The sequence below is a fragment of the Algoriphagus confluentis genome, from assembly GCF_036245625.1.
GTDB lineage: Bacteria > Bacteroidota > Bacteroidia > Cytophagales > Cyclobacteriaceae > Algoriphagus > Algoriphagus confluentis.
On sequence record NZ_BTPD01000006.1, the window covers coordinates 170,098 to 188,258 of the forward strand.

15 protein-coding genes are annotated in these 18,161 nt (G+C 44.4%); all 15 read left to right on the forward strand.

Annotated features, from left to right (window positions below):
• The first annotated feature begins 244 nt into the window (after window positions 1-244).
• Window positions 245-811, forward strand: a complete 567-nt coding sequence (locus AAA943_RS10650) for a DUF2911 domain-containing protein (protein WP_338224227.1) — start codon at window positions 245-247, stop codon at window positions 809-811.
• A gap of 281 nt (window positions 812-1,092) precedes the next feature.
• Complete coding sequence (locus AAA943_RS10655; RefSeq protein WP_338224228.1) at window positions 1,093-3,507, forward strand: penicillin acylase family protein; 2,415 nt, start codon at window positions 1,093-1,095, stop codon at window positions 3,505-3,507.
• A gap of 6 nt (window positions 3,508-3,513) precedes the next feature.
• A complete protein-coding gene (locus AAA943_RS10660) occupies window positions 3,514-3,885 on the forward strand; it encodes a hypothetical protein (RefSeq protein ID WP_338224229.1) in 372 nt (123 codons plus the stop codon).
• Window positions 3,886-4,150: 265 nt separating this feature from the next.
• Window positions 4,151-4,702 carry a DeoR family transcriptional regulator gene (locus tag AAA943_RS10665; RefSeq protein ID WP_338224230.1) on the forward strand — a complete coding sequence of 184 codons (552 nt, stop codon included), beginning with the start codon at window positions 4,151-4,153 and terminating at the stop codon, window positions 4,700-4,702.
• Window positions 4,703-5,008: 306 nt separating this feature from the next.
• Window positions 5,009-7,621: a polysaccharide biosynthesis/export family protein gene (locus tag AAA943_RS10670; RefSeq protein WP_338224231.1), complete on the forward strand. Its 2,613-nt coding sequence runs from the start codon at window positions 5,009-5,011 to the stop codon at window positions 7,619-7,621.
• A 3-nt stretch (window positions 7,622-7,624) separates the two neighbouring features.
• Complete coding sequence (locus tag AAA943_RS10675) at window positions 7,625-8,944, forward strand: UDP-glucose dehydrogenase family protein (protein WP_338224232.1); 1,320 nt, start codon at window positions 7,625-7,627, stop codon at window positions 8,942-8,944.
• 30 nt (window positions 8,945-8,974) lie between these two features.
• Complete coding sequence (locus tag AAA943_RS10680) at window positions 8,975-9,592, forward strand: DapH/DapD/GlmU-related protein (RefSeq protein ID WP_338224233.1); 618 nt, start codon at window positions 8,975-8,977, stop codon at window positions 9,590-9,592.
• A 43-nt stretch (window positions 9,593-9,635) separates the two neighbouring features.
• Complete coding sequence (locus tag AAA943_RS10685; RefSeq protein WP_338224234.1) at window positions 9,636-10,709, forward strand: GNVR domain-containing protein; 1,074 nt, start codon at window positions 9,636-9,638, stop codon at window positions 10,707-10,709.
• Window positions 10,709-11,833: a DegT/DnrJ/EryC1/StrS family aminotransferase gene (locus AAA943_RS10690; RefSeq protein ID WP_338224235.1), complete on the forward strand. Its 1,125-nt coding sequence runs from the start codon at window positions 10,709-10,711 to the stop codon at window positions 11,831-11,833. Before AAA943_RS10685 ends, AAA943_RS10690 begins: the two co-directional genes overlap by 1 nt.
• Before the next feature lie 55 nt (window positions 11,834-11,888).
• A complete protein-coding gene (locus AAA943_RS10695) occupies window positions 11,889-12,464 on the forward strand; it encodes an acyltransferase (protein ID WP_338224236.1) in 576 nt (191 codons plus the stop codon).
• A 163-nt stretch (window positions 12,465-12,627) separates the two neighbouring features.
• Window positions 12,628-13,590 (forward strand): Gfo/Idh/MocA family oxidoreductase, encoded by a 963-nt coding sequence (locus tag AAA943_RS10700; protein WP_338224237.1) that lies wholly within the window; start codon window positions 12,628-12,630, stop codon window positions 13,588-13,590.
• Window positions 13,591-13,592: 2 nt separating this feature from the next.
• Window positions 13,593-14,381, forward strand: coding sequence for an acyltransferase (locus AAA943_RS10705; RefSeq protein WP_338224238.1), 789 nt, complete (start codon window positions 13,593-13,595; stop codon window positions 14,379-14,381).
• Complete coding sequence (gene rffA / locus AAA943_RS10710) at window positions 14,381-15,535, forward strand: dTDP-4-amino-4,6-dideoxygalactose transaminase (RefSeq protein ID WP_338224239.1); 1,155 nt, start codon at window positions 14,381-14,383, stop codon at window positions 15,533-15,535. The genes AAA943_RS10705 and rffA overlap by 1 nt, the downstream gene beginning before the upstream one ends.
• Window positions 15,522-16,667, forward strand: a complete 1,146-nt coding sequence (locus AAA943_RS10715; protein WP_338224240.1) for a TDP-N-acetylfucosamine:lipid II N-acetylfucosaminyltransferase family protein — start codon at window positions 15,522-15,524, stop codon at window positions 16,665-16,667. The genes rffA and AAA943_RS10715 overlap by 14 nt, the downstream gene beginning before the upstream one ends.
• Window positions 16,667-18,130 (forward strand): lipopolysaccharide biosynthesis protein, encoded by a 1,464-nt coding sequence (locus AAA943_RS10720; RefSeq protein ID WP_338224241.1) that lies wholly within the window; start codon window positions 16,667-16,669, stop codon window positions 18,128-18,130. The genes AAA943_RS10715 and AAA943_RS10720 overlap by 1 nt, the downstream gene beginning before the upstream one ends.
• Window positions 18,131-18,161 lie beyond the last annotated feature (31 nt).

Sequence of the window (18,161 nt, forward strand, 5' to 3'; positions counted from 1 at the left end):
TGAATAAAAACAGCAAACAATTTTAGGCCCAAAAAAAGTAATATTCAATGAGATTTATTTTTCTTTAACCAAATTTGGGACAGAATGAGGAAGTTTGGAAGGAAATGGTCTTGAATCTATTTGGCAAACTTTTCGTAGTATGACATCATCATTCAAGATCGAAATTATACCAGACTGTGGAGAAATTTTTAATGCTGAAGTCAAGGTCTGGTATCGCGTACTTAAACAACTTATTTACAACCCTATGAAAAAATTGATTTTAGCAGTATCTGCCCTTCTTGCAGTGAACTTGGTCAGTTGTCAGCCTCCAAAGACAGAAACCCTTGACGAGTCAGTAGAAACTGCAGAAGCTGAAACCGCATCGGAGGATGAGCGTCCAAGTCCCACCGAAGTCAAAGAGGGAGCGATTGGCGGCAAGGCAATTCGAGTCACCTATGGTTCTCCTGCTGTAAAAGGAAGAACCATCTGGGGAGATTTGGTGCCCTACAACGTGGTCTGGAGAACAGGGGCAAATGAGGCTACTTACTTGGATTTGGCCCAGCCGATGACCGTAGAAGGAAAATCCGTTCCCGCTGGTAAATATTCCTTGTTTACCATCCCCAAGGAATCGGGAAAATGGACCGTCATCCTGAATTCGGATTGGGATTTGGAACATGGCCATTTTCAGTACGATGAAAAAAATGATGTAATGCGGGTAGAGGTAAGCCCGGTGTGGGAAGAAACTTCAGTCGAAAGACTTTCCATCGAAATAGAATCCCCGGGTTTGGTCCTGCGCTGGGAAAAGGTTAAACTACCCATCACCATCCAGTAGCAGACTATAAATGACTACCCGCTTATTTGCCCATGGATGAGTAATCTGGCACTGGAATTTCATTTGGAGATCGAGCGGACTCTTGAAGCTCGTACCTAGACTAGAATTCAGGTTTACTCTTTGAATTTTCTTTTCCGATACGACCGAAAAGGTTCTGATAAAAAAATCCCCGGCGAACTCCGGGGATTTTTGTTTGAATTTGTTGAAATTTCTTAGTTTCGGTTCCCTGATCACCCAGATTTGAATTTTCGACGGGTTTATCACCTCTAGTTCAAAGGCATATGAAATATTTCTCCTTCTTCTTTGTGTTGGCTATTGCCGTAGCTTTAGCTTTTGCAGCATCCGTTCCCTTAGGCCCAATCCCACCTCTTGCTCCCTTGCTGGATCCCAATCACGGGTTTTGGCAAAATACCCTAAGCGAGGATGCACTTGCCGAAGAAGAACTGGTCTTGGGGAATTTGTCTTCTCCGGTAAGGGTGGTCTACGATGAAAACCTAATTCCTCACATTTTTGCAGAAAATGAACCGGATCTGTATCGAGCACAAGGATACGTCACGGCCCAACACAGGCTATGGCAGATGGAATTTCAAACCCGGGCGGCGGCAGGTAGAATTTCCGAAATTGTAGGCCCGGTAGCCTTGGAGTTGGACCGAATGACCCGTCGGAAAGGATTGGCTTTCGGGGCGGATCTGGGGCTGAAATACCTTCAGGAAAATGATCCGGAAATGTACAAACTATTAGAAGCTTACTGTGATGGAGTCAATCAATACATCGAAAGCCTTACCCCTGCCCAGCTTCCGGTGGAATATAAGATTTTGGACTATAGACCCGAGCCTTGGACTCCCTACAAGTCCATTTTGTTGCTGAAATACATGTCGGATATGCTGGTGGGAGATCGGGATCTGGAATATACCAACCTAAGAGCTATCCTGGGAGAAGCAGGTCTTTCTAAGCTCTTTCCTGAATTTCCAAAAGAAAACGATCCGGTAATTGAATCCGAGCGGAAATGGGAATTCACGCCTTTGCCGGTGATCAAGCCTGATTCAGTCGATTATCCTGATCAATCGTTGATCATGACTCCACTGCCTCAGCCAATCGAAGGGACAGGCTCCAATAACTGGGCAGTAGCCGGGAAGAAGACCAAAAACGGAAATCCTATTCTGGCCAATGATCCCCATCTCAGCCTCAATCTTCCCTCGCTATGGTACAGCATGCAGCTGACTACCCCGGAGCATTCGGTCAAAGGCGCTACTCTTCCGGGGGCCTTAGGGGTAATTTCCGGATTTAATCAGCACATCGCTTGGGGCGTGACTAATGCGACCAAGGATGCTAGAGACTGGTATAAAATCACCTTCCAAGACGAGTCAAGAAAAGCCTATAAATACGGTCAAGAGTGGAGACAGACTGATTTCAGAATCGAGGAGATCAAGATAAAAGGGGAAAGTGCCTTTTTGGATACGGTCGTCTATACCCATTATGGTCCGGTGGTGTACGATCGTAGTTTTCGGTCCGATAGGCAGGATGTCAACTTCGCCCTGAAATGGACCGTGCACGAAGGTTCAAATGAGCAAAGAACTTTCCTCATGATGAATAAGGCAAAGGACCATGCGGGATACAATGCCGCTTTGGACCATTACACGGCCCCGGCACAGAACTTTGTCTTTGCCTCCCGAAGTGGAGACATTGCCATGAGGATACAGGGCAAATTTCCTTTGAAGTGGAAGGAGCAAGGCAAATTCTTCATGGATGGAGCAGATCCTTCCATGGAATGGCAAGGCTACATCCCTTTTGCCCAAAATCCCAATACGCTGAACCCTGAGCGGGGATTTGTTTCCTCTGCCAATCAGCATCCCGTTGATCCATCCTATCCTTATTATGTATTTGACAACTCCTACGAGCATTACCGCAACCGGAGGCTGAACCGAAGACTTCGGGAAATGGAGGGGATTACCCTGGAGGATATGAAAGCCTTGCAGTTTGACGATTACCATCTTCAGGCAGCAGAAGCCCTCCCGGTGATGCTCCGGCTCTTGGGAGATTATCAAGCCGATTCTCAAGAAGCTCAAAAATACCTTACCGAACTTAAATCCTGGGATTTTTATGCCGATCCCAACCAAAAAGCTCCTTCACTTTATGCGATTTGGTCCTCGGAAACTATGGAAAGCATCTGGAGAGAATTGGTCAGTCAACCCGCCCCGGTCGTACGCCCAAATTCCTACCAAACCATCGAGCTGATGACCCTCAGTCCCACGGATTCAGTTTTTGATATATCCTCGACCCCACAGACCGAAACAGCTGCTGATCATGTCAAGTTGGGTTTTGACTCCCTTTTGGTGGCGATGAAAAAGTGGGAAATGGAAGAGGGAGATTATTCCTGGGCGAATTATAAGCGTACCACTATTCAGCATTTGGTTCCGAATTTCAAGTCCTTTTCTGTCTCCAATGTGTACACCGGCGGAGGAAGTGGAATCCTCAACGCTACCGGTAGCCGACATGGAGCCAGTTGGAGAATGGTGGTAGAGATGGGAGAGGAGATTTCCGCTTTCGGAATTTATCCGGGTGGTCAATCCGGCAATCCGGGAAGTAAGTATTACTCTAACTTTATCTCCAAATGGGCAAATGGGGAGTATCTGAACTTTAATCTTCGCACGCCCGAGCAAGCTGAAGGTGTGCTATTTGAAACCATTCTTAAGTAAAGAGAGATGAAATTTATACTGCTGACCTTAGTGAGCATCTTGCTCGTCGTTTTTCTTGGCCCTTTTGTCCCTTTTTGGGGGCTGATGATTGGGATTGGATTGCTTAGTTTTTTGATAGCGCCCAATGGAATCGGGGCTTTTCTCGGTGCTGCCTTGGGGATGGGACTGGGCTGGATTGGAATCTGTACGTATTTGGGGCTTACTTCCGCGAGTCCACTTCCGGATCAAATGGGAGAGCTCATGGGCTTGGGTTCAGGAATGACTCTGGTAGGCCTAGTGGGGGTTTTAGGCTTTTTACTGGGTGGATTTAGCGGACTGACCGGAGTATTGTTTCGGCATATGCTTCGGCCAAATGATAAAAACATCTATCGGGGATAGGCTGTATTGAGGTTTAATTCTGTTTGATGATCGTCTGCAAGGATGGTTGAAGCCTAGTTTCCTTTGCAAGTCGAGCTGATTGTCCGATTTTCGATGCACGAAGAGGAAATAAATCGATCCTTTTCTTTGAATCCATGCTGGTTCATTTCTCTATTTGAAGCAATGGGGAAATACATTTCTGCTTTTTCACGGATTCTCAATGGAATTCGTCGGATTCTCAATTAGTAAGGTAATTTAACTCCTAATGTTTTTACGAAAGTCAAGAATGAGTACCTTTGTTGCTCATTTGGATTTTTTTATGCTCGAAACACTCATCACATCCAAAACCAGGCTCAAACTGCTGATCAAATTTTTTGTGAATTCACAAAATCACAGCCATCTGCGTGGGTTAGCCGATGAATTTGGAGAATCTACCAATGCAATCCGGAAGGAACTCAATAACCTCACCCAGGCGGGGATTTTGATTAGACACTCGGATAAGAACAAAATAGAATACCAAGCCAATATCAGACACCCCTTTTATACCAATATCAGGGACATTATCCGTAAGTATTTAGGATTGGATATGCTCTTGGAAAATATTCTCGAACGGATGGGTGCGGTGGAACAAGTCGTGTTGACAGGAGATATCGCAAGGGGAAATGACACCGGCACCATCGATGTATTGGTCACCGGAGAAAATCTAAATGATGAATACATCAATCATCTCACCAAACGAATTGAAGAGCTCATCGATCGAAAAGTAATCTTTACCCTTTCGATGGGGCGCACTACGGCAGGTGGGCTGGTGCTTTTTGATAGGCAAGCGGGAATCTGATTTTCGGATTTTCGATTGGCTGCTAAGTCCCGTTTGGGACTGAAAGGGCGAAGCTGTATCCTCTTGGTAGTTTTTTGAGGGATTTTGTGCAACTTAGCCCGGTTTAAATGACACTATGAACATCCGCTTTCTTATCGGTGAAAAAACAGACTAGAGAACAAACCTCAACCGGAGGTGCTGTAGACGGTTGTCTGTGGTCCGGGGGCGATCATCCGCAGCTTGTGGATGGAGTATTCCCTCCACTGCCAGGATTGCGGAGAAGCATAAATTATACTTATTAAGATTTACTTTCAACATCCGAAGAGTTTGAAAAAAATTATTGGATTCCTTTTGCTGTTTTTAGGCTTTACCTGGGCGGGATATGCTCAAAGCCTGAGCAACCTCAGCACGCTTAGAGTGGATAACCTTTCCGATGCTCAGATCGAACAGCTGATCAAAAGGGCAGAATCAAGCGGACTTACCCCCAACCAGCTGGAAGCTATGGCAAGGGAGCAGGGACTCTCGCCAATCGAAGCTGCTAAACTGAGAGAGCGAATCAATGGCCTACAAGATCGGGCCTTCTCTCCAAATCAAGGCTCAGGCTCCATGGCTAGTAGAAATATGCTCGGAAACGGGATGTCCAATGACCCCTTTGATTCTATCAGGAGAGCAGATCCATACTTTGATTTGACCCCATTCCAAAAAAAGATTTTTGGTTACAAACTTTTTCATAACCGGAATTTGGATTTTAATCCTAGTCTAAACTTACCGACTCCTCAAGGCTACGTGATCGGGTCAGGAGATCAATTGCTCCTGGATGTGTATGGGGCCTCCCAGCAGTCCTTTGATCTGACAGTCTCTCCGGAAGGAAGGGTGCTGATCCCCAATATTGGTCCGGTACAGGTAGGCGGCAGTACTATCGAAGCAGCCGCTTCCAGATTAAAAAGTGCTTTGAGCAGGATTTACTCCGGATTGGCTGGAAGCAATCCAAACACCTTTTTGGAGGTCAGACTTGGTAATATCCGTTCGATTAAAGTGTCCATGGTCGGTGAACTGACCAAACCGGGGACTTACACGCTTCCTTCCTTTGCCACCGTTTTTAATGGGCTTTTTGCCGCAGGCGGGCCCAATGAAAACGGAGCTTTCAGAAATGTTCAGGTCTACAGAGACAGCCGGCTGGTAGCTACAGTGGATATTTATGAGTTTTTGGCCAAAGGTGAGCAGTCTTCCAATATTACCTTGCAGGACAACGACGTGGTGATTGTGCCCCCGGTCCAAGCCCGAGTCGAAATCATGGGGCCTGTTCGTCGGGAAGGGTTCTTTGAAGTGAAGCCCAATGAATCCCTGGAGGATTTGTATAGCTACACCGGCGGGTTTTTGCCTACCGCCTACAAGGAAAGAGTCACCGTGAGAAGATTTGAAAATAACCTCAGGAAGGTTTTGGATGTAGTTCAGGCGAATTTTGGGACCTTTAGCCCCAAAGACGGGGACGAGATTCTCGTCAGTGAGTCCATGAATAGATTTGTAAACCGTGTTCAAATATCCGGAGCTGTTTTCCAGCCCGGAGAATATTCGCTGGATGAAGGTAGTTTGACCCTTTCTGAGTTGGTCAAAAGGGCAGAAGGTCTTAAGCCGGAGGCTTTTGTAACCCGGGCTACCTTATACAGAACCAATTCTGATCTTACCCTAGGAGCTGAAAGCATCGATTTAATAGGCATTTTGGAGGGGACAAGCCCGGATATCGAGTTGAGAAATGAAGATCTCCTTTTCATCCCCAGTCGATATGAGATTCAGGAAGAGTTTTATGTCAAAATCTCCGGGGAAGTCAATTTGCCGGGCACCTATCCCTATGCCTCCGACATGACCGTCGGGGATTTGGTATTAAGATCAGGAGGACTTTTGCAATCGGCCACCAACTCTTCCATTGAAATAGCAAGAAGGGTAAGGGATGCCAGTTCGGGGAAGATTGCTGAAATTTTAACCCTTTCCATCAATTCAGACTTGACCCTCTCGCAGGAAGAAAAAAATCTTGCTCTTCAGCCATTTGATCATGTATTCATCAGAAGGAGTCCCGGTTTTGAGCGCGAGCAATTGGTGAGAGTGACCGGTGAGGTGCTTTATCCCGGTGATTTTGCGATCTCAGGTGCAAATGAGCGGATTTCTGACGTAATCAAACGGGCCGGAGGCCTCAATCAGTTTGCTTATCCCCGAGGGGCAAATTTGATCAGGAGGACCGTTTATTACAAAGGAATGAGTGAGGAAGAAATCAAGGAAATGCTGATGAAAGAGATTCGGGCCAAACTGGACCCTGAAAAAAACAGAGAGCTAAACGAAGCAGAAAATATCCTGTTCGAAAGATTGTCGGCCAAGCTGGGAGAGCTGGAAGAAGTACAATTGGAGCAGGCCAAAAAGATAGCAGAACGAAGAATGGACCAGTTCTTTGTGATGGACAGCCTTCGCTTGGATTCAGCCTTGAATGCCGTTCGCCTCAAAGAACAAGATCTTGTGGGGCTGGATCTGGAGGCCATTTTGGCCAATCCCGGAGGACCGGAAGATTTCATTCTGCAGGAAGGAGATATAATCCAGATTCCAAAGCAGCTTCAGACCGTGAGAATGGTAGGAGAAGTCCTGCTGCCTACCACTACCCGTTTTGAAAAAAAACAGGGGCTGAGGGGGTATATCTCCAAGGCTGGGGGCTTTTCTGAAAATGCAAGGAGAAGCAAGACCTACGTGATCTATGCAAACGGGGATGCACGACGAACACATTCCTTTCTTGGATTGAAGTTTTACCCAATGATTGAGCCCGGTACCGAAATAGTCGTACCGGAGAAGCCGGTCAGAGAGCGGATAAGTACTGCAGGGTGGATTGGAATTGCCTCGAGTCTAGCTACAGTGGCAATATTGGTTCAGACTATTGTTAACAATTCAAACAATCCATAATTCATGAAAATTGCAGTAGTGGGCACTGGCTATGTTGGCTTGGTATCTGGTGCCTGTTTAGCAGATGTAGGGATCGAGGTGACCTGTGTAGACATCGATCAAAAGAAAATTGACCAGCTCAAAAGCGGGATAATGCCGATTTACGAGCCTGGATTGGAAGAAATTGTTGTCAGAAATCATAAAAGTGGTCGACTTCGTTTCAGCACAGACTTAGGAGAGGCCATTCAGGGGGCGGAGGTAGCCTTCATCGCCGTAGGGACTCCTCCAGGGGACGACGGTTCAGCCGATTTAAAATTTGTTTTGGCGGTAGCCGATGAGATTGGCCGGAAAATGACCGACTACCTTGTGGTGGCTACTAAAAGCACAGTGCCGGTAACTACCGGTGAAAAAGTCCGCGCCACGATCAAGGCAGCTTTGGAAAAAAGAGGGGTCAACCTTCCTTTTGCAGTCGCCTCCAATCCGGAGTTTTTGAAAGAAGGTGCCGCAGTTGAGGATTTCCTCAGACCTGACCGGATTGTGATCGGGGTGGATGATGAGCGGGCCGAAAAGATCATGCAGCGCTTATATAAGCCTTTTCAACTCAGTGGAGAACGAATCATCTATATGGACATTCCTTCCGCTGAAATGACCAAGTATGCAGCAAATGCCATGCTTGCCACCAAAATCTCATTCATGAATGACATTGCCAACCTATGCGAGCGTGTCGGTGCAGATGTCAATATGGTAAGAAGGGGAATTGGTGCTGATCCCAGAATCGGAAAAAAATTCATCTACCCGGGGGTGGGCTATGGAGGTTCGTGTTTTCCAAAAGACGTAAAGGCAATTATCAAGACCGCAAAGGAATACGGATATGATCTTCGGGTTCTCAAATCGGTGGAGGAGGTAAACAATGACCAAAAGCAGATCTTGGCGGCGAAAGTGAAGGCCCATTTCGGAGATAAGCTAAGCGGAATGACCTTTGCGATTTGGGGATTGAGTTTTAAGCCCAACACCGATGATATGAGAGAATCTCCTGCTGCAGTGATTATTGATGAATTGCGGGCAGCTGGAGCAAAAATTAGGGCTTATGATCCCAAAGCCATGGAGGAAGCCCGGGCACATTACATTTTTGACAAGGTTACCTATTGCCAAGATGCCTATGATGCCTGTGTGGATGCCGATGCCTTACTGCTGGTGACCGAGTGGTCTGAGTTTAGAATACCCAGCTGGGAAGCCATTGGAAAGCTCTTGAAAAACAAGGTCGTGTTTGACGGAAGAAATATCTACGATAAGAAATACTTGTCCTCCCTAGGCTTTATCCATTATGGAATCGGATCCAAGTGAAACCAACAATTTAAAACCTGGCTTTTTCCGATGCTGATAGCAGGTGCCGGCGGACATGCCCTCGAGGTCAAAGAGGAGCTAGAGAGGATAAACTCCTCTTTTCGTTTTGTCTTTTTTGATGAGACGGGACCCCAATCCAACTTTCCTTTGGCCGATTATCCGGTGATTTCTCAAGTGGAGGATTTAATTCTTCATTTAAATACCTCCCCTGAGTTTGTTTTGGGATTGGGTAAACCCGAAATTCGCGAGCGGTTTATGGGTTTGTTTGAAGGGATGGGAGGAAGCTATTTTCCCCTGCATGCAAGGACCTCACAGATTAGCCCAACAGCCGCAGGAGATTTTGATGCCTTATCTTTTTCCTTTGTTGGGCCAAGTACTCATATCGGCAGAGGAACCTTGATCAATTCCCGGGCACATGTTCATCATCAGGTGCAGGTAGGTGATTTTTGCGAAATAGGCCCGGGAGCTTTGCTTCTGGGAGCGGTGAAAATCGGGAAAAAGTGCAGGATAGGGGCCGGAGCCATTCTTCTCCCGGGAGTAATTCTGGGCGATGAGGTGGTAGTAGGTGCTGGAGCTGTAGTGGCAAAGAATATAGGTTCAAAAATTACCGTGGCAGGGGTTCCTGCAAGGCCTTTGAAGAATTCATAATACTATGACAGATAAGGAAAAAGAAAGTAATTCCTCGCAAAACATGAACTATCTAGCCTTGATCAAAGAGATTTTTGACAAAAAAAGAAATCTCAAGATTGCCGTGGGGATAGCTTTATTCCTTGGACTGATTATTGCCTTTACCACGCCCAAGGAATATCAATCCACTTCTTTTTTTCTCGTGGAGTCTGAGGGGAATACCAATCCTATAGGTCAGTTTGGTGCCTTGGCAGGATTGGCCGGAATCAATACCTCTCAATTTCAGGCAGGGCAAATGGCTCTGACCTCAGAAATTTTCCCGGATGTCATCCAGAGTAGGGACTTTCTCAATTCTATCGGAAAAGAAGAGTTTGTCTTTGAATCCAAAGGGGGGATATCCCAAAGCCTCAACGATTACTATTACGAAGAAAAGCCTGGAAATCTAGTAAGCAAGTCTTTCAATTTTTTGCTGGGAATTCCAAATGTAGTGCTCGCTTGGTTTACTCCGGCACCTCCTGTACCCACGGAGTCAACCGCTGTCCAGGCAGTAGAGGAGGAGAATTACCTTCGTTTTTCCAGCAAGGAATTGTACGCGATCAATCAGCTGAAAAAACGAATCTTGGTCGATGAGAAAGGAAAAACAATCCGCCTCACCGTAACCATGCCCGAACCATTGATCTCAGCTCGGGTCAATGCCCTGGTTATGGAAAAATTGATTGCTTATGTAACCGAATATAAGCTGAAAAGGCAGCGGATCAACATGGAGTTTATCCAACAACGGGTGGCGGAGACCCAAGAGAAATTTAATCAGGCCCAATTGGATTTGGCTTCTTTCCGGGATGCCAATCAAGGGTTAATTTCACAGAGGGCAAGGACAAGGGAGGAGAAATTGCAATTCGAATTCAACATTGCATTTAATGTGTACAATTCCCTCAAGCAGGAGGCAGAACAAACTCAGATTCAACTGAAAAAGGAAACTCCTGTATTTACTGTTCTGGAAAAAGCGGCCATTCCCTTGGGACCTTCGAAACCCAATAGACCCTTGATCCTGATTTTTTCTGTTTTCCTGGGCTTTTTTGTAGGGGCGGTTTTTAACCTCTACCTGATTTTAATCCAACATTTAAAGAATACAAATTGATGAAATCCATCCAAATGGTTGATCTCCGTTCACAATATGAGCGGATCAAACCTGAAATTGATTTGGCAATCCAAGGGGTAATTGAAAACTCTGCATTCATTAACGGACCTGAAGTCAAAGCTTTCGCCAAAGAATTGGCTGAGTACACCGGAGCCGAATTTGTCATCCCCTGCGGCAACGGAACCGACGCCTTACAGATTGCCATGATGGCCTTGGATTTCAAACCGGGACAGGAAGTAATCGTCCCGGCCTTCACCTATGTAGCAGCGGTAGAAATGATCTCCTTATTAGGATTGAAGCCTAAATTCGTAGACGTGACGCCGGATACTTTTGAAATGAACCCTTCCGAATTGGAAAAGGCCATAGGTCCCAATGTGGTCGGTATTATCCCGGTTCATTTGTATGGGCAATGCTCCAATATGGAGTTTATACTGGATGTAGCTAATCGAAATAATCTAAAGGTGATAGAAGATACCGCCCAGGCTATTGGTGCGGTTTATTCTTTTTCCAATGGCAAAAAAGCCCAAGCCGGCACCATGGGCCATGTGGGGACTACTTCCTTTTTCCCTTCCAAAAACTTGGGATGCTATGGGGATGGTGGAGCAATGTTTACCAATGATCCGGATTTGGCGGAACGCCTGAATAGGATCGCCAACCATGGACAGAAGAAAAAATATCATCATGAGTCCATAGGAGTAAACTCTCGACTGGACACGCTTCAGGCAGCTATTTTACGCGTGAAATTGAAAGAGTTGGATAGATATTGCGCAGCCAGAAATCAAGTGGCCGATCGGTATGATCAAGCTTTTAAAAATCATACTTCTATAAAAATTCCAAAGCGGGCGAGTAATTCCACTCATGTGTTTCATCAATATACAGTACAGATTGAAGGTGCCGATAGGGATGCGCTCAAAAGTTATCTTCAGGAAAAAGGGATACCAACTATGATCTATTATCCAATTCCTGTACCTAAGCAACAGGCTTACCTCAGGTACGGATATCAAACTGGAGATTTTCCTGTTTCAGAATCTCTTTGCGAAAAGGTTCTTTCCTTTCCTATTCATACAGAAATGGACCCCGCTCAGCAGGACTTCATCATTGATTCTATTCTGAGTTATTTTTGATGAAGGTCTCAAGGATCTGTTTCTGAAATCATTATCCCTACATAATCAATAATTAATGAAAGCTTACTACGCACACGAAACTGCAATTATCGACGATGGGTGTACAATCGGAGAGGGAACCAAAATATGGCATTTTTCCCATATCATGCCTAACTGTACAATCGGAGAAAACTGCAACATTGGACAAAATGTGGTGATTTCTCCGGAGGTGGTTTTAGGAAAAAATGTAAAAGTTCAAAACAACGTCTCTATTTACACCGGAGTAACCTGTGAAGATGATGTGTTTTTAGGACCCTCCATGGTGTTTACCAACGTGATCAATCCAAGAAGTGCAGTCAATCGTCGCGGACACTATGCCAAAACACACGTAGGCAAGGGGGCCTCTATAGGCGCAAATGCTACTATCGTATGTGGGCACGATATTGGTGAGTTTGCTTTCATCGGGGCAGGTGCAGTAGTGACCAAAACTGTTCCACCCTATGCCTTGGTCGTGGGAAATCCTTCTAGGCAGGTAGGTTGGATGAGCGAATTTGGGCACAAATTAATCTTTGATGAAAACGGAATGGCGACTTGTCCAGAATCAGGTGAGCAATATCAGCTTGTAGAGGGTAAGGTTTCCAAAATTTCATAGACAGGAATTTGGTGCAAAATAGCGCTACCTTCCTTCATAAAGAGCTTGGAAAATAGACTTTTGTTGCTCAAAATTTGCCTTGTATAACCACAAGGCTTCAATACGGACCATTTTAAAATTTAGCTCTTAGCAAGTGGAGAGCAGATATTTCAACTTATAGAAAATGAAGAATTTTGCGTTGATTGGGGCAGCAGGTTACATAGCACCCCGGCATTTAAAAGCCATTAAAGACACAGGAAATAGGCTTTTGGCTGCCTATGATAAGTTTGACAGTGTGGGAGTAATGGATAGCTACTTTCCGGATGCAGACTTTTTCACGGAGTTTGAGCGTTTTGACCGTCATGTTGAAAAGCTAAAACGTGCCGAAAACAAAATCGATTACGTAAGTATATGCTCTCCCAACTATTTGCATGATTCCCATATCCGGTTTGGACTTCGAGTAGGGGCAAATGTCATCTGCGAAAAGCCTTTGGTGCTAAACCCATGGAATATAGAAGCCCTGAAGGAAGTGGAAAATGAGCATGGAGGCAGGGTGTACAATATTCTCCAACTCAGACTTCACCCCTCCATCATTGCACTAAAAGAAAGAATTGAAAAAGGACCAAAGGACAAGATTTACGATATTGATCTGGCCTACATCACCTCCCGTGGGCATTGGTATTATACATCCTGGAAAGGGGACGTAAGCAAGTCAGGAGGGATCGCTACTAACATTGGGGTTCACTTTTTTGATATGTTGACCTGGGTATTCGGTCCTGTCAAAACAAATCAGGTACACCTCCATACCCACGATCGGGCTGGCGGATATCTTGAGTTGGAGAAAGCCCGGGTGAGGTGGTTCTTGAGTATCAATGCAGACACGCTGCCTGAAGTGGTAAAAGCAAGAGGAGGAAGAACCTTTCGGTCCCTTTCCATGGAAGGGGAGGAAATCGAGTTTTCGGATGGATTTACCGAGCTTCATACCCATAGCTACCAGCATATTTTGCAGGGTAAGGGGTTTGGATTGGATGAAGCAATGAACAGCATTCAGCTGGTTCATGATATTCGGCATTTGACTCCTCTGGGTTTGATTGGGGATTTTCACCCCTTGTGTAAATTCCCCTTGTCCAATCACCCCTTCCATTAAGTATGCAGATTGAATCAGATTTTATTTCTGTAGGGGTAAATACGTTTATTGATCCCACTGCCAAAATCCGGGGTGTCCATGGCAAGGCAAAAAGAATTCTCATCGGAGACAATTGCTTCATCGGAGCGAATGTCCAGATCATTTGTGATGATTTTGAATTGGGGGACTATTCCAAGCTCCAAAACAATACCACGGTTCATGGGTATAAACCCTGCAAAATCGGTCACAATGCCTGGATTGGGCAGTTTACGGTGATTGACTCCATCGGGGGGATGACTATTGGGGATAATTGTGGAATCGGTGCACACAGTCAGCTGTGGAGCCATATCAAATACGGAGATATGCTTGAAGGATGTCGATTTTTATCCGAATCGCCGATGAAGATTGGGAATGACGTATGGTTTGTCGGGCACTGTATTGTATCCCCTATTGAAGCAAAAGATAAGTCCATGGCTTTGGTCGGGTCGGTGATCACCAAGGATATGGAGGAGAATTGCATCTATGCCGGATCACCGGCCAAGAATATTTCCGAAAAAATTGGCAATCAGTTTGTACCTATTTCCGTTGAGAAAAAAGTAGAAATGATGAGGACTTATCTGGAGACTTGGGGCGAGGATGTAGATTCCATACAAATCATCCGCGATTGGAGGGAGGCTGAACTTGGAAATTTTTCAGTTTCCTATTTCAATGTTTCTGACCGAAAATATACCAAGCGACTCACGGATTCTGAAATCAGTTTTATGAAATTCTTACTTCCGGAGAAAGCTAAATTTACCCCTTATACTTTCTGATGATCCCCTTTAATAAGCCTTATATCACCGGTAAAGAATTGGACTATATTGCTGATGCAGTAGGAACAGGGAAGATTTCTGGCAATGGAAAATATACTAGACTTGCTCAGCAATTTTTTGAGGAAAAATTCGGAATCCGAAAAGCTCTTTTAACTACTTCCTGTACCGATGCTTTGGAAATGTGTGCTTTGTTGCTCAATATTTCTCCCGGAGATGAGGTGATAATCCCAAGCTATACCTTCGTTTCTACGGCCAATGCATTTATGCTGAGAGGGGCAAAGGTAGTTTTCGCAGATAGCAGAGCAGACCATCCCGGTATGGACGAGGATTCCATAGAAGAATTGATTACCCCTAAAACCAAAGCCATTGTAATTGTGCATTATGCAGGAGTAGCCTGTGACATGACAAAAATTATGGATTTGGCTTCGAAATACAATTTGGCAGTGGTCGAAGATGCCGCCCATGCGATTGATTCCTATTTTCTAACTCCTGCCGGAGAGAAAAAACCATTAGGCTCTATTGGCCATTTGGCTACCTTTTCCTTTCATGAGACCAAAAATATTTCTTCAGGTGAAGGTGGCCTTCTCGCGATCAATGATGAAAAATACGTGCATCGGGCAGAGATCATTTGGGAAAAAGGAACCAACAGGGCCTCTTTTTTTAGAGGAGAAATCAACAAATACGGTTGGGTAGATTTGGGGTCCTCTTTTTTACCTTCCGAGGTGACAGCAGCTTTTCTTTGGGCCCAACTTGAAAATATGTCTCAAATCCAGCAAAGAAGGATTGAAATCTGGGAAAGATACGATCAAAACCTACGTGGTCATGTGGAAAATTATGGGATAAGACTTCCTGAAATTCCTGACTTTGCGACCAATAACGGGCACATGTATTACTTGATTGCAGAGGATGGCTTTCAAAGAGATTTTTTGCTCAAGGAAATGAAAAGTGAAGGTGCTTTGGCAGTTTTCCATTATTTGAGTTTACATAGCAGCGAATATTTCGCATCGAAGCATGACGGAAGAGAATTGAAAAATTCCGACCTTTATTCAGATCGCCTAATTCGACTTCCTTTTTTTTATGAATTGGCCATTGATGAAGTGGATAGAATAGCATCAAAACTGACAGAAATTCTGGAGAGATATGCATTCGCATGAAAACCTTGTTTTCCTTCCTGATTCCCCTTATTCTGAATGGATAATCAAGCGATGCGAAGAATTATTCCCTCATCTGAATCAGTATGTTTTATTGGTAGATGAGCTAGGACAGCCTACCCGTCTTCGTTATCCTGATTTGTTGATTTTAAAAAACAATCAACTGGAGTCTTTGGAGAAACTTCATCTCCAGAAGCCCTTTAAAAGAATCATCGTTAACTACCATACTCCGTTTATCGGTCATTTTCTAGAATGTAACAAAGATAAATTTGGCCAAACCAAGGTCATTTGGATCATTTGGAGCGGGGATTTGTACAAGCACGGGAAGTTTTTGAAACGTGCCTATACTCCCTTGACTTTAACTATCCTTCCTCCCAAGGGAAGATTTAAAAATATTCGCCAGGGAATTCATCACCGGATGCTCCAAATACTCGGTAAACCCAACCAATACACCTTCGAAAAATCCTTTTCACGCTTTGACATGGTCGGCTCTTTTTTTGAAAAGGACACCATCGAAGCCAAGGAGGTATTGGGCGTCAATGCAAAATGGATTCGTTTTGCTTTCCTTTCTCTTGAGGAGCTTTTTGCAGAAAAAGATCTTCTCAAAAATCCAATTCTTGGGAATAAAATAATGGTAGGGCATTCCGGTTCTCCTGAAAACAATCATCTCGACGTTTTTGAAAGACTTCGAGAATTAATTCCTCAAAATGACCGAGTTGTGCTCTCTCCACTTTCCTATGGCAATCCCAAATACTTGGGTTTTGTCAAAGCAAAAGGAAAGGAATGGTTTGGGAAAAATTTCGAATCTCTGGAAAAATTCATTCCACGAGAAACCTACTACAATAAGCTGTCTGAGGTGTCAGTTGCGATATTTAACCATAAAATCCAACAGGCCTTTGGCAATATCCTTGGACTGATTTTTATGGGAACCAAGGTGTTTTTGAATCCTGAAAATCCTGTTTACATCGAATTAGTCCAAGCGGGAATTCAGGTTTTTGACTATTCCCAAATGACGAAAGAGGATCTTGATTCTCCTCTTTCTAAAGAGACTATTTCACGGAATAGGGAATTGATGCAGCAAATTTTCAACGAAGAGAAAATCCGGAGCTTCTATAAAGATATTTTTCTGTCTTGATGACGGTTCTTCAAAACATCAAAAACCTTGCATCAGACAGTCTCATTTACGGAGTAGCAGGAATAGCCACCCGTTTGATGGGGGTATTATTGACTCCGCTTTATACTCGGGTTTATACGCCGGAAGACTACGGGGTTTTTGGTGTAGTAAATAATGCCTATTCACTTATTGCCTTATTGATGATTTTGTCTTTGGATAATTCTACAGCCAGGTGGTTTTATGATTCTGAAGAGTATGAAAAGCGAAAAAGAATAATCAGTACTTGGTTTTGGTTTTATTTGATTCTGTCTGCCCTGGTAGGGGCATTTTTCTTTTTTAGCTCAAATTATTGGTCGCAGTTTGTTTCCTATCAGCCCGAACTGGCGGGGCAGTACATCCAAATCTTGGCAGTCTCACTTCCTGTATCAGTGGCTACTGTGGTGGCTACTAAAGTGCTTCGCTTTGAAAAAAGGCCAAAAAGCACAGTTGTCCTGACTTTTCTTCAGGCCCTGAGTCTGATCTTGTTTAATGTACTTTTCGTATTGGTTTTGGATTGGGGACTGACCGGAGCATTTTATGCCAAGTTGGTGGCTGGGATGATTATGGTTCCTCTTTCGATTTCCTATATCAAACGATGGATAGGAAGGTTCAATCTTTTGGATTGGACTTTATTGGCCAAAATGATCCGTTACAGCCTACCCTTTATTCCGGCTAGTATTTCCATCTGGATGATCAACCTCTCCGCCATTTTTTTTCTAAATGGAAAAGTTTCCGACAATGACTTGGGTTTGTTTCAGGTTGCATTTACCCTTGCCTCTTTTGGGGGTTTGATTGTCAATTCATTTCAACAGGCATGGTCGCCATTTGCTTTTTCAATAATCCACCAGGAAAATGCAAAAGAGACCTATGGGAAAATCCTTTTGGTCTACCTTATGGTTGTCGGATCTCTGACCTTATTGATTTCGCTATTTTCTTTGGAAGCTTTGATGATCATCGCTACTCCCTCTTACTACGGCGCAGCCAAGATCGCGAGTATTCTGGTTTTTAGCGGGATGTTTGCCGGGCTGACCAATATTGCTGACCTAGGGTCTGCTATCAGTAAAAAAACAGCTCCTTTGGGAATGGTTTATTCCTTCTCGGCCTTCCTTTTGATAGGATTGAATATCCTTTTAATTCCAGAATTTGGGGTAATTGGAGCAGCCTTTGCTGTTTGCTTCTCTCAGCTGGTTTCTCCGGTTTTTGCCTTTTATTTTTCTCAAAAAGTATATCCCATTCCTTATGACTTTATCCGTGCAGGAGTATTCGTGGTACTGATTTTCCTCATGGGGTATTTAGGATTTTATTTTTCAGAGCCTCTTTCAGTATTCCTTTCAATAGGTGTGAAAGCTCTGGCCTTTATAGTCTTTGCTGCATTGGCCATATGCCTATTTAACAGAGAGTTTCTTTTGGCTAGAAATCTGATACTAAAGCGTTTTAAAGGTTAATTTCAAGCCAGAGACAAATGATGTTTTCTGT

Excerpts from the sequence above, each read along its gene's own strand:
- AAA943_RS10665 (WP_338224230.1), top strand. The coding sequence starts at position 4,151 with ATGAGTACCTTTGTTGCTCATTTGGATTTTTTTATGCTCGAAACACTC.
- AAA943_RS10680 (WP_338224233.1), top strand. The coding sequence starts at position 8,975 with ATGCTGATAGCAGGTGCCGGCGGACATGCCCTCGAGGTCAAAGAGGAG.
- AAA943_RS10695 (WP_338224236.1), top strand. The coding sequence starts at position 11,889 with ATGAAAGCTTACTACGCACACGAAACTGCAATTATCGACGATGGGTGT.
- AAA943_RS10700 (WP_338224237.1), top strand. The coding sequence starts at position 12,628 with ATGAAGAATTTTGCGTTGATTGGGGCAGCAGGTTACATAGCACCCCGG.
- AAA943_RS10685 (WP_338224234.1), top strand. The coding sequence starts at position 9,636 with ATGAACTATCTAGCCTTGATCAAAGAGATTTTTGACAAAAAAAGAAAT.
- AAA943_RS10705 (WP_338224238.1), top strand. The coding sequence starts at position 13,593 with ATGCAGATTGAATCAGATTTTATTTCTGTAGGGGTAAATACGTTTATT.
- AAA943_RS10690 (WP_338224235.1), top strand. The coding sequence starts at position 10,709 with ATGAAATCCATCCAAATGGTTGATCTCCGTTCACAATATGAGCGGATC.
- AAA943_RS10660 (WP_338224229.1), top strand. The coding sequence starts at position 3,514 with ATGAAATTTATACTGCTGACCTTAGTGAGCATCTTGCTCGTCGTTTTT.
- AAA943_RS10655 (WP_338224228.1), top strand. The coding sequence starts at position 1,093 with ATGAAATATTTCTCCTTCTTCTTTGTGTTGGCTATTGCCGTAGCTTTA.
- AAA943_RS10720 (WP_338224241.1), top strand. The coding sequence starts at position 16,667 with ATGACGGTTCTTCAAAACATCAAAAACCTTGCATCAGACAGTCTCATT.
- AAA943_RS10650 (WP_338224227.1), top strand. The coding sequence starts at position 245 with ATGAAAAAATTGATTTTAGCAGTATCTGCCCTTCTTGCAGTGAACTTG.
- AAA943_RS10675 (WP_338224232.1), top strand. The coding sequence starts at position 7,625 with ATGAAAATTGCAGTAGTGGGCACTGGCTATGTTGGCTTGGTATCTGGT.
- AAA943_RS10715 (WP_338224240.1), top strand. The coding sequence starts at position 15,522 with ATGCATTCGCATGAAAACCTTGTTTTCCTTCCTGATTCCCCTTATTCT.
- rffA (WP_338224239.1), top strand. The coding sequence starts at position 14,381 with ATGATCCCCTTTAATAAGCCTTATATCACCGGTAAAGAATTGGACTAT.